The sequence below is a fragment of the Variovorax sp. 01T432 genome (assembly GCF_056398605.1).
Map to the genome: position 1 here is coordinate 1 of NZ_JBFTPS010000031.1, position 13,106 is coordinate 13,106.

General features: G+C 67.6%; 12 protein-coding genes. 2 read left to right on the forward strand and 10 right to left on the reverse strand.

Features of this window, described 5'->3' with window-relative positions; all coding sequences use genetic code 11:
* Positions 1–565: 565 nt before the first annotated feature.
* The 6 genes from AC1DNF_RS21910 to AC1DNF_RS21935 are packed head-to-tail and all read right to left on the reverse strand — an operon-like array spanning position 566 to position 6,461.
* On the reverse strand, positions 566–1,297 hold the full coding sequence (locus AC1DNF_RS21910; RefSeq protein ID WP_478150733.1) for an SDR family oxidoreductase: 732 nt from the start codon (positions 1,295–1,297) through the stop codon (positions 566–568).
* Positions 1,298–1,307: 10 nt separating this feature from the next.
* On the reverse strand, positions 1,308–2,162 hold the full coding sequence (locus AC1DNF_RS21915; protein WP_478150734.1) for an ATP-binding cassette domain-containing protein: 855 nt from the start codon (positions 2,160–2,162) through the stop codon (positions 1,308–1,310).
* Complete coding sequence (locus AC1DNF_RS21920; protein ID WP_478150735.1) at positions 2,155–3,069, reverse strand: ABC transporter ATP-binding protein; 915 nt, start codon at positions 3,067–3,069, stop codon at positions 2,155–2,157. Before AC1DNF_RS21920 ends, AC1DNF_RS21915 begins: the two co-directional genes overlap by 8 nt.
* Positions 3,066–3,902 (reverse strand): ABC transporter permease, encoded by an 837-nt coding sequence (locus tag AC1DNF_RS21925; protein ID WP_478150736.1) that lies wholly within the window; start codon positions 3,900–3,902, stop codon positions 3,066–3,068. The genes AC1DNF_RS21920 and AC1DNF_RS21925 overlap by 4 nt, the downstream gene beginning before the upstream one ends.
* Positions 3,899–4,891 carry an ABC transporter permease gene (locus AC1DNF_RS21930; RefSeq protein ID WP_478150737.1) on the reverse strand — a complete coding sequence of 331 codons (993 nt, stop codon included), beginning with the start codon at positions 4,889–4,891 and terminating at the stop codon, positions 3,899–3,901. Before AC1DNF_RS21930 ends, AC1DNF_RS21925 begins: the two co-directional genes overlap by 4 nt.
* A gap of 16 nt (positions 4,892–4,907) precedes the next feature.
* Positions 4,908–6,461, reverse strand: a complete 1,554-nt coding sequence (locus tag AC1DNF_RS21935; RefSeq protein ID WP_478150738.1) for an ABC transporter substrate-binding protein — start codon at positions 6,459–6,461, stop codon at positions 4,908–4,910.
* Between the two features lie 177 nt (positions 6,462–6,638).
* Here AC1DNF_RS21935 and AC1DNF_RS21940 point away from each other — a divergent pair, with 177 nt between their 5' ends.
* Entirely contained in the window at positions 6,639–7,871 is a 1,233-nt protein-coding gene (locus tag AC1DNF_RS21940) for a dienelactone hydrolase family protein (protein ID WP_478150739.1), read from the forward strand.
* 719 nt (positions 7,872–8,590) lie between these two features.
* Here AC1DNF_RS21940 and AC1DNF_RS21945 read toward each other — a convergent pair.
* From AC1DNF_RS21945 to AC1DNF_RS21960, 4 genes are read right to left on the reverse strand one after another with little or no spacing between them, the layout of a single operon-like run.
* Entirely contained in the window at positions 8,591–9,373 is a 783-nt protein-coding gene (locus AC1DNF_RS21945; protein ID WP_478150740.1) for an SDR family oxidoreductase, read from the reverse strand.
* Positions 9,370–9,942, reverse strand: a complete 573-nt coding sequence (locus AC1DNF_RS21950) for a cysteine hydrolase family protein (protein WP_478150741.1) — start codon at positions 9,940–9,942, stop codon at positions 9,370–9,372. The genes AC1DNF_RS21945 and AC1DNF_RS21950 overlap by 4 nt, the downstream gene beginning before the upstream one ends.
* 17 nt (positions 9,943–9,959) lie before the next feature.
* Positions 9,960–10,454 (reverse strand): aromatic-ring-hydroxylating dioxygenase subunit beta, encoded by a 495-nt coding sequence (locus AC1DNF_RS21955; protein WP_478150742.1) that lies wholly within the window; start codon positions 10,452–10,454, stop codon positions 9,960–9,962.
* Positions 10,451–11,758: an aromatic ring-hydroxylating dioxygenase subunit alpha gene (locus AC1DNF_RS21960; RefSeq protein ID WP_478150743.1), complete on the reverse strand. Its 1,308-nt coding sequence runs from the start codon at positions 11,756–11,758 to the stop codon at positions 10,451–10,453. The genes AC1DNF_RS21955 and AC1DNF_RS21960 overlap by 4 nt, the downstream gene beginning before the upstream one ends.
* A 159-nt stretch (positions 11,759–11,917) precedes the next feature.
* On the opposite strand from AC1DNF_RS21960, the gene AC1DNF_RS21965 reads away from it, so the two are divergent.
* The gene (locus AC1DNF_RS21965; RefSeq protein ID WP_478150744.1) at positions 11,918–13,102 is read left to right on the forward strand and encodes an ABC transporter substrate-binding protein; all 1,185 of its coding nucleotides are present in this window, start codon (positions 11,918–11,920) and stop codon (positions 13,100–13,102) included.
* The last annotated feature ends 4 nt before the right edge of the window (positions 13,103–13,106 follow it).

The following is a 13,106-nucleotide window of genomic DNA, read 5'->3' on the forward strand; positions in this document are numbered from 1 at the left end:
GCTTGGAGCCCAATCATGGCCAGTTGTCCCTGCGCGTCCGCGCAATCTTCCACCCCTTCCGAATCCATCGATCCTGCTGACATCGCCGTCGACTCGACGCCAGCCGCGATCACGCTCGAATCACTCGCTTCGCATTTGCGCAGCACCGCATCGGGAGGCCGGGGAGAGGTCGACTAGGAGCAAACCCCTTGGCTCGACAAGCAATGCGGGCCAGGGGAGTGCGAAGCACTGAGGGTCTATCCAACGGATAAGCTCATGCGCTTCAACGAGGTGTCGGGCGGAGGGATATGCCCCAACGTGTCCACGGCGGGGGGCGCTGTGTCCTTGGCTGGCCGTTGAGGCACCGCCGAGCAGCGCAGCGGCAGGCGGATAAGGGCACGTGCTGTTTGAGCGAAGCGAGTTTGCACGTGACCCCGCCTGACGTGAGCAGCGCAGGGGACCCCGAAGGGGCGGTGACGTCGGCCGGCCAAGGACACAGCGCCCCCCGCCGCGCCCCCGAACCGATTGGCACGGCGCCCCCCGCCGCACCGCCGTCAGTCAACGCCCGACACAGGAAAGCGCAAACTCAGCTCGGCAGATACTTCGCCAATTCCCGCTCGATACCTTTCGGGTCCTGCGCCATGGCCGCGTTGATCCACGTAGCCATCTCGCCCACATAGACCTCTTCGTCGCCGCGTTCCAGCCCCGCGAGCGCGGCGCTTGCAACCTCGGCGGGCGAAGACTTCGGCCCTTGGAAGTCGCGGCTCATGTCGGTGTCCACCGCCCCTGTCATCACACCCATCACCAGCACCCCGCGCGACGCCAGCTCCGCGCGCACACCTTCCGTCATGCGCAGCCCTGCTGCCTTCGAGGCGCACAGCGAGCCCATCGCCGGCAGCGTGACCTTGGCCAGGATCGAGAGGATGTTCACGATCGCCCCGTCCGCCTTGAGCTGCGGCGCGAACGCGCGGCACATCGCCAGCGTCCCCAGGTAGTTTGTCGCGATCTCCGCCTGCGCATGTTCCAGCGAATCGGCAGCCAGCAGCCCTTGCCCGCGGTTGATGCCGGCGTTGTTGATCAGCAGGTTGACGTCGGTGCAGCGCGCCTTCGCCGCCTCCACCTGCTCCGGGCGCGTGATGTCGAGCGACAGCACTTCGAGCCGCCCGGGGTGGAGCATGGCGAGCGCCGCGAGCGGTGCCGTGTCGCGTGCCGCCGCATACACCTTCGCCGCGCCCCCCGCCAGCAGCTGCTCGACGAACTCGCGCCCGAGGCCACGGTTGGCGCCCGTCACGAGGGCAATCGCGTTCTGGATCTTCATCTTCTCTCCTTCAAATGGTTTCGGTCTTGTCGCCCTCGCTCGACAACCAGTGGTCGTCGATCTCCGGCAGTGGAATGGCTTCGAGCAGCGCCCGGGTGTACGGATGCCGCGGATGTTCGAACACGGTCCGAGTGGCGCCTTGCTCCACGATGCGCCCCTCGCGCATCACGACCACGTGGTCGCACAGCACCCGCACCACCGAGAGATCATGGGTCACGAAGATCATGCCCATGCCCAGGCGGGTGCGCAATTCGCGCAGCAGCATCAGGATGCGCGCCTGCGTCGAGACATCGAGCCCCGACACGATCTCGTCGGCCATGATCAGGTCCGGCTCCAGCGCGATCGCGCGCGCAATGCCCACGCGCTGCCGCTGCCCGCCCGAGAGCTCGTGCGGATAGCGCCGCGCGAACTCCGCCGGCAGGCTGACCTGCTCCAACAGGCGTTTCGCCCGCTCGGCCAGCACCGCGCTCGCCGGCGACGGCCCCAGCAAGCCGTAGCTCAGCAAAGGCTGCACCACGATGTCGCCCACGCGCCGGCGCGGGTTCAGCGCCGACAGCGGGTCCTGGAAGATCATCTGCATGCGCGCACGCAGCGGCCGCAGTTCGGACTCGCCCATGTGCGTGATGTCGCGGCCCCCAAACACGATGCTGCCCTGCTGCGGCTCGTACAGCCGCAGCACCGTGCGCGCCAGCGTGGTCTTGCCCGACCCCGATTCCCCCACCAGCGCCACGCATTCCCCGGGCGCCACGCGAAGATCGATCTCGTGCAGGATGCCCCGCAGCGGCGGCTTGCCGATCAGCGGCCGCGCGCCCATGTCGGGCAGCGCCAGGCTCAGCCCCGCGATCTCGAGCAGTGCGTCAGCCACGGGCCGCTGCCTCCGCCTTGCGCGTGGGCCACCACACCAGGTCGTAGGCCTTGGCCTCCGCCCAGAGTGTGTCCGTCACGTGCGTGTCGATGGGGCGCAGCGTGTCCGCCGGCCGGTCGTAGCGCGGCGTGGCGGCGAAGAGCGCGCGCGTGTACGCGGTGCGCGGCGCCTCGATGATGTTGCGCACGTCGCCGTGTTCCACGATGCGGCCGGAGTGGATCACGCTCACCGTGTCGCTCAGCTTGGCCACCAGCCCCAGGTTGTGCGTGATGAAGAGCACCGCCGCGCCCTCGTCGCGCTGCAGGTCGCGCAGCAGCCGCAGCACCTGGCGCTGCACGGTGACGTCGAGCGCCGTGGTCGGCTCGTCCGCGATGATGAGCTTGGGCTTGCAGGCGAAGGCCATGGCGATCAGCACCCGCTGGCGCATGCCGCCGGAGAGCTCGTGCGGGTACTGCCGCACCACCGTCGCCGGCGAGCGGATCCGCACCGCGTCCAGCAGTTCGAGCGTGCGTGCCCGGGCCCGGTCGCGATCGTGGCCGAGGTGCAGGCGCAGCACGTCGCCCACCTGGTCGCCGATGGTGTGGCCCGGGTTGAGCGCGGTCAGCGGGTCTTGCGGAATCAGCGCGATGTCGCGCCCGAGGTGCACGCGGCGCTCGCCGGCCTTCATGGCCAGCCAGTCCAGCCCCTGGAAGCGCACGCCGCCGTCCAGCACCTGCATCTCGGGCGGCGCGATGCCGAGCACGGTCCGCCCGACCATGCTCTTGCCCGCGCCGGATTCGCCGACCAGCGCATGCACTTCGCCCGCGCCGATGCGCAGGTCGATGCCGCGCAGGATCAGCCGTGCGGGGCGGCCCCGGGCGGCGCGCAGCGCCAGGTGCAGGTGCTCGATCTGGAGGACGGGCTTCATTGCTTCGCGACCAGGGGATCGAGCGACTCGCGCAGGCCATCGCCGAGCGCATTGCAGGCCAGCACCGTGAGGGCGATGGCCGCGATTGGGAGGCCGAGCAGCCAGGGCGTCTGGTTCACGTAGAGGCGCCCCTCCTGCACCAGCCCGCCCCAGGTCGGCATGTCGCTCGACACCGACAGGCCGACGAAGGAAAGGATGGCCTCGACCACCACCGCCACGCCCATCTCCAGCGTGAAAAGCGTCAGAAGCAGCGGCGCGACGTTGGGCAGCACCTCGCGCCAGAGGATCGAGCGGCGCGACTGGCCGATGGTGCGCGCCGAGGTCACGTAGTCGAGGCTGGCCTGCGCCTGCGTCTCCGCGCGCACGACCCGGCAGAAGCGCGTCCAGTCGATGATCGCGATCGCCAGGACCACCGAGCCAAGGCCTGTGCCGATCACCGCCACCAGCACGATCGAGAGCAGCACGGCGGGGAAGGACATCCAGATGTCGACCAGGCGCGAGATGCCGGTGTCGATCATGCCGCCGTGAAAGCCCGCCCACAGGCCCAGCGCCGTGCCGGCCAGCGCCGCCAGCGTGGCGCCGGCAAAGGCGACGATCATCGCCGGCCGCGCGCCGTAGATCAGGCGCGAGAGGATGTCGCGGCCCAGGCTGTCGGTGCCGAACAGGTGGCCGGCCTCGCCATCGGCGCTCCAGGCCGGGGGCAGGCTGGAGGCCATGAGGTCCTGTTCCAGCGGATCGTGCGGCGCGAGCCAGCGCGCGAAGAGGGCGCAGACGATCACGAGGGCCAGCACGCCGAAGCCGAACCACACGCGTTTCTGAAAATGGAGGGTCATTTGCGCAGCTTGGGATTCAGTCGGATGTTGAGCAGGTCCACCGCCAGGTTCACGACGATGAACAGCACGGCAAAGGTCAGCACGATGCCCTGGATCAGCGGCAGGTCGCGGTTGATCACCGCGTCGATGGCCATGTTGCCCAGCCCCGGCAGGCCGAACAGGCGCTCGATCAGCACCGTGCCGCCGATGAGGAAGGTGAACTGCACGCCGGTGAGCGTGAGCGCCGGCCCGAGCGCGTTGCGCAGGGCCTCGCGCCACAGCACCTGCCAGGGGCTGAAGCCCTTGACGCGCGCGATCAGGATGTAGTCCTGTGCCAGCACTTCGAGCAGCGAGGCCTTCAGCACCCGCGAGATCATGGCGGCCAGCGGCAAGGCCAGCGACAGCGCCGGCCACAGCAGGTGATAGAGCGCGGAGCCGAAGACGTCGAAGCGTCCGCGCAGCAGGCTTTCAAGAAGCACGAAGCCCGATGCGCTGTCGAAGCGCAGGTCGGAATCGAGCAGCCCGAACACCGGCAGCACGGGCAGCAGCACGCCCAGTATCAGGATGCCCGCCAGCCCCCACAGGAAGTCCGGGATCGCGGTGACGAAGCCGGTCGCGACATCGATGCCGCGCTCGACGAAGCTGCCGCGCCAGGCGATGGCCGCGAGCGCCGCGCCGCCGCCGATCAGCACCGCGATGAAGAGCGCGAGCATCGACAGCTCGAGCGTGAGCGGCAGGTGCGCGCCCACCAGCGCCAGCACGTCCTGCTTGAGCGTGATCGACTGGCCGAAATGGCCGAGCGAAGCCTGGCCGAGATAGACCATGAACTGCGCCGGCAGGCTGCGGTCGAAGCCGTAGAGCTGGCGCAGCGTGCGGATGTCCTCGGGCGTCGCGCCGGGGCCGATCATCATCGCGATCGGGTCGCCCGGCGCCACCCGCAGCAGCACGAAGACCACCACCAGCACACCGAAGAGCGTGGGCAGTGCCCACAGGAGGCGCCTCAACGGCATGGCGTCATCACCGGGCTCAGCCCTTGGCCTTGCCGACCGACTGGGCCAGCAGGTAGCCCGCCATGTGCGGCTTCACGGCCAGGCTCTTCTTGAAAACCAGGGTCTGGACCTGCTGGTAGAGCGGCAGCACCAGCGCGTTCTGGGCGATGTAGGCGTCGACCTTCTTCCAGCCGGCCAGGCGCTTGGCCTCGTCCTTCTCGCCCCACAGCGGGCCGATCATGGCGTCGAGTTCCTTGGACTTCCAGCCCGAGTGCGGGCTGGGGCCGAACATCGCGAAGCCGGTCGAGTCGTTGGGGTCGCCGATGGCGTCGCCCCAGTTGTAGAAAGCCATGGGGGCGAGCTTGTGGCCCAGGCGCAGCTCGAAGTGCTTGGCGATCTCGTAGACCTCGATCTCGGCCTCGATGCCGACCTTGCGCCACATGCCGACGATGGCCTGCACGGTCTCGTAGTCCTTGGGCAGGTAGCCCCGGGTGGTCTGGACCTTGAACTTGACCGGCTTGTCGACGCTGTAGCCCGACTTGGCGAGCAGCGACCTGGCGAGTTCGGGGTCGTACTTGACCTTGATGCCCGGGTCGAAGGCCGCGTACTGCGGCACCTGCAGGGTGTCGACCACCACGCCGTAGCCGCGCAGCAGGCGCTTGACGATCGCCTGCTTGTCGACCGCGTGCACGGCGGCCTGGCGCACGTTGTCGTCGAGCATCGGTGCCACGTCGGTGATGAAGAGCATCGCGATGTCGGTGACCGGCGAGCTGACGCCCGCGAGGTGGGGCAGTTTCTTCAGGCGGTCGAATTCCTCGAAGGGAACGCCCAGCGTGACGTCGGACTTGCCGCTCTCGATCTCGGCCACGCGGGCGCTCGGATCGGTGACGAACTTGATGGTGACGGTCTTGAAGGCGGGCTTGGGGCCCCAGTACTTGTCGAAGGCCTTGAGCCTGACGTAGGAGCCCTGCACGAACTCGTCGACCATGTAGGGGCCCGAGCCGATGGGCTGCTTCTCGAAGCCGGCGGCGCCGACTTTCTCGTAGTGGGCCTGCGGGATCATGAAGCCGGTGAGGAAGGCCATCCACTTGAAGTAGTCGGCCACGTACTGCTTGACGTCGGCGGTGATCTTGTTGCCCTGGATCTGGAAGTTGTCCACGCTCGACCAGATGATGCCGGCCACGGGGTTGCCGGACTTCGGATCGCCGGCGCGCTTGAGGTTCCACACCACGTCGGCGGCGGTGACGGGCGTGCCGTCGTGCCACAGCGCGCCCGGGCGCAGTTCGATCTCGATTCTGGTCTTGTCGGCGTTCCAGCCCCATTTGCTGAGCAGGCCCGGCTTGAAGGTCAGGTCGGCCGCCTGGTCGATGTACTGGTCGAACACGGCTTTCCAGATGCCCTGGATCGCCGGGTTGACGGCCGAGGGGCCGGTGGTGGGGTCCCAGCTCGGGAGGCCGACGTTGTAGGCGATGGTCAGGGTCTCTCCCTGTTGCGCAAAGGCCGGTGTCATCAGCAGTCCGGTGAGCGGACTGGCGCCGAGCGTGGCGCCCGCTCCGATTTGCAGAAAACGGCGGCGATCGAAGTCGGACATACGGGTTCTTCTCTGGTTGGTGAGGGGCTGGTCTTGGAGGGCCGCGCCGGCGGAAAGATACGGAAGCACCTTTCGCGCCAGCGCAAAGTACTTTACGCTTGAACTATCTGGGTGCAAAGTATTAGCGTCAGACTCGCAACAGGTCAACAATCCAATCCCTACCCTCGGAGTTAAAAAATGGCAGGTCAGTACATCGACATGAAGGCTGCGGACGGCAGCGGCAGCTTCCGCGGCTATCTCGCATTGCCCCGCGGCGGCAGCGGGCCCGGGCTGGTGCTCGCGCAGGAGATCTTCGGCGTCAACAGCACCATGCGCGAGGTGGCCGACTACTACGCCGAGGAGGGCTATGTGGTGCTGGTGCCCGACATCTTCTGGCGCCAGGAGCCGAATGTGGAGCTGGGCTACACGGAGGCGGACTGGCAGCGCGCCTTCGGCTACTACCAGGGCTTCGACGAGGCAAAGGGGATGGAGGACATCCAGACGGCCATCACGACGCTGCGCGGGCGCCCCGAAGTCGCCACCGGCAAGGTCGGCGTGCTCGGCTTCTGCCTGGGCGGCAAGCTGGCTTACCTCGCTGCCTGCCGGACGGACGCGGATGTGTCGGTCGGCTACTACGGCGTGGGCATCGACGCGGCGCTGGGCGAGGCCGACAAGATCAGGAACACGCTGGTGCTGCACATCGCCGAGCTCGACAAGTTCTGCCCGCCGGAGGCGCGCACGAAGATCGTGCAGTCGCTGCAGGGCCGCCCCGGGATCGCGCTGTATGTGTACCCGGGCATGGACCATGCCTTCGCGCGCCTGGGCGGTGAACATTACGACAAGCCTTCGGCGCTGATGGCGCACGAGCGCACCATCGGCGCGCTCAAGGCCGCGATGGGGCCGCACTATGACCTGTCGGCGCTGTGGGACAAGCATTGCGAGTACGAGTTCGCCACGCGCAATGTCGACGACACGATGAGCACGATGGTGGCCGAGCCTTACGTGAACCACATTCCGACGATGACGGGCGGGGTGGGCTACAAGGAGCTGCATCGCTTCTACAGCAACCATTTCGTCAACAGCAATCCGCCTGACACGGCGCTGACTCCGATCTCGCGCACGGTGGGCGCGACGCAGGTGGTCGACGAGCTGCTGTTCAGCTTCACGCACACGACCGAGATTCCATGGATGCTGCCGGGCGTGAAGCCGACCGGCAAGAAGGTGGAAGTGCCCTTGCTGGCCGTCGTGAAGTTCCGTGGCGACAAGCTCTATCACGAGCACATCTACTGGGACCAGGCGAGCGTGCTGGTGCAGGTGGGGCTGCTCGATGCCAAGCTGCTGCCGGTGGCCGGTGTGGAGACGGCGCGCAAGCTGCTGGACGAGACGCTGCCTTCGAACACGCTGATGCCGGAGTGGAAGGCTTCGGCCTGAAGGGTTTCGGGGCGCGGTGGCGGGCGGTGTGCCCTTTTGGCTAAGGGGGCGCGGTGGCGGGGGGTGTGCCCTTGGCCGGCCGACGTCACCGCCCCTTCGGGGTCCCCTGCGCTGCTCGCGTCAGGCGGGGTCACGTGCAAACTTGCTTCGCTCAAACAGCACGTGCCCTTATCCGCCTGCCGCTGCGCTGCTCGGCGGTGCCTCAACGGCCAGCCAAGGGCACACCCCCCGCCACCGTGGACACGTTGGGGTCGATCCCGTCGCGCAATCCTCCACCCCTTTGGCATCAGACGATTCAGTCGACGACGCAGTCGGCTCGACGCCAACCGCGATCACGCTCGAATCACTCGCTTCGCATTTGCGCAGTACCGCGTCCCTGGCCTTGAGTGCTGTCGATGAGGCGTGCAACCTGCGCGATGTACATCTAGCCTACGCGTGCCTTGAAGAGTGCTTGCGCCGCTCAGCCTGGAGGAGCGCGAGGAGGTCACAGCCACCCGTGGCGAGCTGTGTGCGTTGTTGACTCTGGTCAATGAGGCAGGGGAGTGCGAAGCACTGAGGGTCTATCCAACGGACAGGCCCAAGCACTTCAACGAGGTGTCGGGCGGAGGGATATACCCCGCCGCGCCCCCGAACCGATTGGCACAGCGCCCCCCGCCGCGCCCCCGAAACCTATTAGCGCACACCCCCCCCCCCGCCGTCGTCCCAAAACCAAGCAGGCCTCAAGCCGCGAACCAATCCCCCGCGGGCCGCCCTTGATCCGGCCCCAGTATGGAGAACCCGCCATCCACCGGTATGTCGGCCCCCGTCACGAAGCGAGCCGAGTCAGAACAAAGGAACAGCACGACCTGCGCCACATCGTCCCCATCGCCCGCGCGCCCGAGCGGATGAAAGCGCGCCGCGACGGCATCCGCATGCGCGCGGTCACCCCCCGCCATGCGCGACAACGCATCCGACCAAGTCCATCCGGGCGACACCGAATTCACCCGCACACGTCGCGGCGCGAGGATCGTTGCCTGATTGCGCGTGAGCTGCAGGATCGCCGCCTTGGCCGCCGGATAGAGACTGCGCCCCACCGCGCCGAACTTGCCCCCGACACTGCCCAGATTCACCACCGCCCCCGCATGCCGCGCGAGCTCGTCCGCCGTCTTCTGCACCAGCAGCGCGCCGGACACAAGGTTCACGTCCAGCGAGCGCAGCCACTCCGCGCGCGTCGCTTCCATCCCGCGGTCCCCGTACACCACCGCGTTGTTCACCACGAAGTCGATCCGCCCACCGAAGTCCAGCGCCTCCAGCACCAGCGCGTCCAACGCGTCGTCCGACGAAATGTCACAGGCGAAGAAACGGCAGCGCGGCCCCAGCGAAGCGTGCAGCGCGCGCCCGCGATCGACATCGATGTCCGCCGCCAGCACCCGCGCCCCGGCCTCCACCAGCGTCCGCGCGATCGCGCTGCCCAGCATCGCCGCCGCGCCCGTCACGATCGCGAGCTTGCCGTCCAGCCTCATGCCATCCCCTTCATCTGCGCCACCGCTTCATCGACTGTCACGATGTCCGCCAGCATGGACATTGTTTCCAGACTCGCCGCATGCAAGTGTGCCTTCGCCGTGCTGCACGCATCCGCCACCACCGCCACCTCGTAGCCCAGATCGCTCGCGTGGCGCGTGCCGTGCTCCACCACATAGTTTGTCGCGATGCCCGCGATGTAGAGCCGCGTCGCGCCCGTGCGCTTCACCACTTCCTCCAGCTCCGTCGCCCAGAACGGGTTGTCGCGCTTGTGCGTCACCACCGCCTCGCCCGGCAGCGGCGCCAGCGCCTCGAAGAAAGCCGAGCCCCACTGGCCCTCCCGCACCGCGCCGCTTTGCGCCGTGCGGCGGAACAGCTCGCAGTTGGTCAGACAGTCCGAATAGTCTTGCGCAAACGCAATCCGCACCGAAATCACCGGCACCCCCTGCGCCCGCGCGCCCCGCACCAGCCGAAGCGCCGCATCGATCAGCACCATCCGCTTCGGGTCCTCGGCCGCCACGCCCACCCGCACCTTGCCGTCCGGATGCAGCACATCATTCTGAAAGTGCATCGCGAGCAGAGCAGCCTTCACATGAACACCTGCAAGGCTTCGTGCGGCGCTTCGCAGTTGATGATGTCGACCCGCTTCATCCGGATGCGCCAGGCCTCCCCCTCGCGCTGCAGCGTGTGCAGCACCGTGCCGCCGAACATGCGCTGCTCGAAGCGGCGCCATTCGAGAAGATGGAAGGTCGAGTAGACCACCAGGCTCGCCTCGTCCCGGAATTCGAGCGACACATTGCCGATCACGTGCGCCGTGCGCGTCACCGGCTGCTGCGAATACGCGCGCGCCTGTTCGAGCCGGCGCGCGCGCACCGAGCGCTGCAGCTTGTCGTCGAGAAACAGCGACGCATGATTGACGTAGTCCGTCTGGCCCTTGACCAGCGGCACCCAGTAGAGCCCGTCGGGCGTGAACAGCTCCTGCCACTCGGCCCAGCGGTGCTCGTCCAGCAGCCGCGCCTCATGAAAAAGAAAGTGCGTGATCTCCTGCTGCTCTTCCCAGCTCTTCCAGCGCGTGGCGTTCATGGCTGTTCTCCCGCTTCCCCGGCCCGCATGTAGTCGGCCCAGGCCTGGAACATGTTGCGCATCGGCATCTCGCTGTTGCCGTTGGAGGATCGCCCGCCCGGCATCGGCTGGTCGCGCCCGGCGCCGCGATGCAGGCTCACCCAGTCGCCGCCGTCCGAGGCCAGCCCCTCCTGCACCCGGTTGTAGGCCTCCAGGTCGTCCGGCATCACGTTGGAAGACGGCGAGTTCACCACGTTCGTGTACTTGAGCGCGCGCTGGAAGGTCGCCTCCGGCGCGCCCTTCAGGCGGAAGCTGAAAATCTCCACCAGCGTGCGGTCCACCGCCAGCGGCCGGATCACGCGGATCTGCTGGAAGGAAGTGTGCGGCGAGCAGCTCGGGTAGACGATGGTGTTGTGGCGGTTCACGCGCAGGATCTGGTCGGCCCGCGCTGCGCCTTGCTTCGCTTCCAGCGCTGCGACATAGGCCAGGCTCACCGGGTCGGTCGGCGGCGTGAAGATCCCTTCCATGTAGCCGTGGCCCCTGTCGTAGCCCTTGAGCTCCAGCTTCTCCCAGAATTCTAGCGGCTCGCCGTTGCCGTCGACGATCACGATCTCGAAGGGCTTGGGCGTGCCCGCCGGCATCGATTCGTACTCTTCCTTCGCCGCGCGCCACGACGACTCATGCGTGGCCACTGCATGCATGGTGTCGTGCAGGTTCTCGAAGAAGATCTTCCAGTTGTTGCGCTGGATCACGCGCTGCACGCCGCCCGCCACCTCCACCTCGCCATCGGGCGCGCGGTCGCAGAAGTTGTCGAGCGAAGTAGCGACGCCGCCCAGGAAGGTCTGGAGGTCCGGCCCTTCCGCGGCCAGGCTGGCGAACACGAAGCCGCGGTAGCTCGCCACGCGCGCGGCCTTGCGCACCGACAGCCGCGGGTCCTTCAGGTCCAGCGTCGTGTCCTCGTAGCCGCTGCGCAGGGGCACCGAGAGCAGGCTGCCGTCGCACTTGAAGGTCCAGCCGTGATAGAGGCAGCGCAGGAACTTGCCCGCGCTGCCGCTGCCCTCGGGCACGATGCGCGCGCCCTTGTGCGCGCAGCGGTTGTAGAGCACCTGCACCGTGCCGTCGGTGTGGCGCAGCATCACCATCGGCTCGCGGCCCAGGCGGGTGGTGAAGTAGTCGCCAGGGTTGGGAACCTGGCTCTCGTGGCCGACATAGAGCCAGGCCCGGCCGAAGACCCGGTCCATCTCCAGCTCGAAGATGGCGGGGTCGGTGTAGACGCGCTTGTGCACGCGCTCGGGCTGAACGAGTTGCGTCAGATCGATGTCCATGGGCTTGCTTTCAGGTAGGTCTCGTCAATGGCGGTCATTCTGGTTCGCAAGGGGGCGGGCGACTATCCACTTCCAGCACCGCACATCTTGCCCAATTCGGATAGATCGCGCGACCGGTGGCCACCACACTGTGCCGATCCCAGTACTCCGAGGTTCTTCATGCCGCAGTTCTCCCGCAGCCTCGCCTGCCTTGTCTTCGCATTCGGCGCCGCGCTCGCCGCGCCCGCCATCGCCCAGTCGGTCAAGGTCGGCATGGCGCTCGACGTGTCCGGGCCCTTCGCGGCCATCGGCGCCGAATCCAAGGCCGGCTTCGCCGTGGCGATCAAGCAGCTCGGCGGCAAGCTGGGCGGCGTGCCCGTCGAGTTCGTCGAGGCCGACACGGCCGGCAACCCCGACCAGGCCCGCCAGACGGTCGAGCGCATGGTGCAGCGCGACAAGATCGATCTCTTCACCGGCCCGATCGGCTCGCCGGTCGCGCTGGCCGTCGGCCCGGTGCTGTTCGCGGCCAAGGTGCCCTATCTGTCGAACAACACCGGCCCGAGCCTCTACTCCGGCCCGCAGTGCAATGCCTACTTCTTCGGCACCTCCTACCAGAACGACGCCTACCACGAGTCGGCCGGCAAGTTCGCCTCGGACAAGGGCTTCAAGAAGATCGTGCTGGTCGCGCCCAACTACCCGGGCGGCAAGGACGCCATCACCGGCTTCAAGCACAGCTTCAAGGGCAACGTCGGCGAGGAGATCTACACCAGGCTGGGCCAGCTCGACTACTCGGCCGAACTCGGGCGCATCCGCGCCTCCAAGCCCGACGCGCTGTACTTCTTCCTGCCCGGCGCGATGGGCGTCGCCTTCATCAAGCAGTTCGTGGGCGCCGGCCTGTCCAAGGACATCACGCTGGTGTCGACCGCCTTCTCCGCCGACGAGGACATGATCCTGGCCGTCGGCGAGCCGATGCTGGGCATGTTCAACACCGCGCACTGGGCGCACGACCTGGACAACGCGGCCAACCAGCGCTTCGTCGCCGACTTCCGCCAGCAGAACGGGGGGCGCAACCCTTCGCTCTACGCGGCCCAGGCCTACGACGTGCTGATGGCGATGGACGCGGCGGTGCGCGATGTCGGCGGCAAGGTGGCCGACCGGGCGGCGCTGCAGAAGGCCATCAAGGCGGCGAAATACAAGTCCATCCGCGGCGACTTCAAGTACGGGCCCAACAACTTCCCGATTCAGAACTACTACCTGCGCGTGATCGGCAAGGACGCCGGCGGGCGCATCACCAACAAGCTGATCGGCACCGTGCTGCAGAACTACCAGGACACCAGCGCGGCGCAGTGCCCGCTGAAGATGTAGCGCG

Excerpts from the sequence above, each read along its gene's own strand:
- AC1DNF_RS21920 (WP_478150735.1), bottom strand. The coding sequence starts at position 3,069 with ATGAAGCCCGTCCTCCAGATCGAGCACCTGCACCTGGCGCTGCGCGCC.
- AC1DNF_RS21945 (WP_478150740.1), bottom strand. The coding sequence starts at position 9,373 with ATGAGGCTGGACGGCAAGCTCGCGATCGTGACGGGCGCGGCGGCGATG.
- AC1DNF_RS21925 (WP_478150736.1), bottom strand. The coding sequence starts at position 3,902 with ATGACCCTCCATTTTCAGAAACGCGTGTGGTTCGGCTTCGGCGTGCTG.
- AC1DNF_RS21960 (WP_478150743.1), bottom strand. The coding sequence starts at position 11,758 with ATGGACATCGATCTGACGCAACTCGTTCAGCCCGAGCGCGTGCACAAG.
- AC1DNF_RS21955 (WP_478150742.1), bottom strand. The coding sequence starts at position 10,454 with ATGAACGCCACGCGCTGGAAGAGCTGGGAAGAGCAGCAGGAGATCACG.
- AC1DNF_RS21940 (WP_478150739.1), top strand. The coding sequence starts at position 6,639 with ATGGCAGGTCAGTACATCGACATGAAGGCTGCGGACGGCAGCGGCAGC.
- AC1DNF_RS21935 (WP_478150738.1), bottom strand. The coding sequence starts at position 6,461 with ATGTCCGACTTCGATCGCCGCCGTTTTCTGCAAATCGGAGCGGGCGCC.
- AC1DNF_RS21965 (WP_478150744.1), top strand. The coding sequence starts at position 11,918 with ATGCCGCAGTTCTCCCGCAGCCTCGCCTGCCTTGTCTTCGCATTCGGC.
- AC1DNF_RS21950 (WP_478150741.1), bottom strand. The coding sequence starts at position 9,942 with ATGCACTTTCAGAATGATGTGCTGCATCCGGACGGCAAGGTGCGGGTG.
- AC1DNF_RS21930 (WP_478150737.1), bottom strand. The coding sequence starts at position 4,891 with ATGCCGTTGAGGCGCCTCCTGTGGGCACTGCCCACGCTCTTCGGTGTG.
- AC1DNF_RS21910 (WP_478150733.1), bottom strand. The coding sequence starts at position 1,297 with ATGAAGATCCAGAACGCGATTGCCCTCGTGACGGGCGCCAACCGTGGC.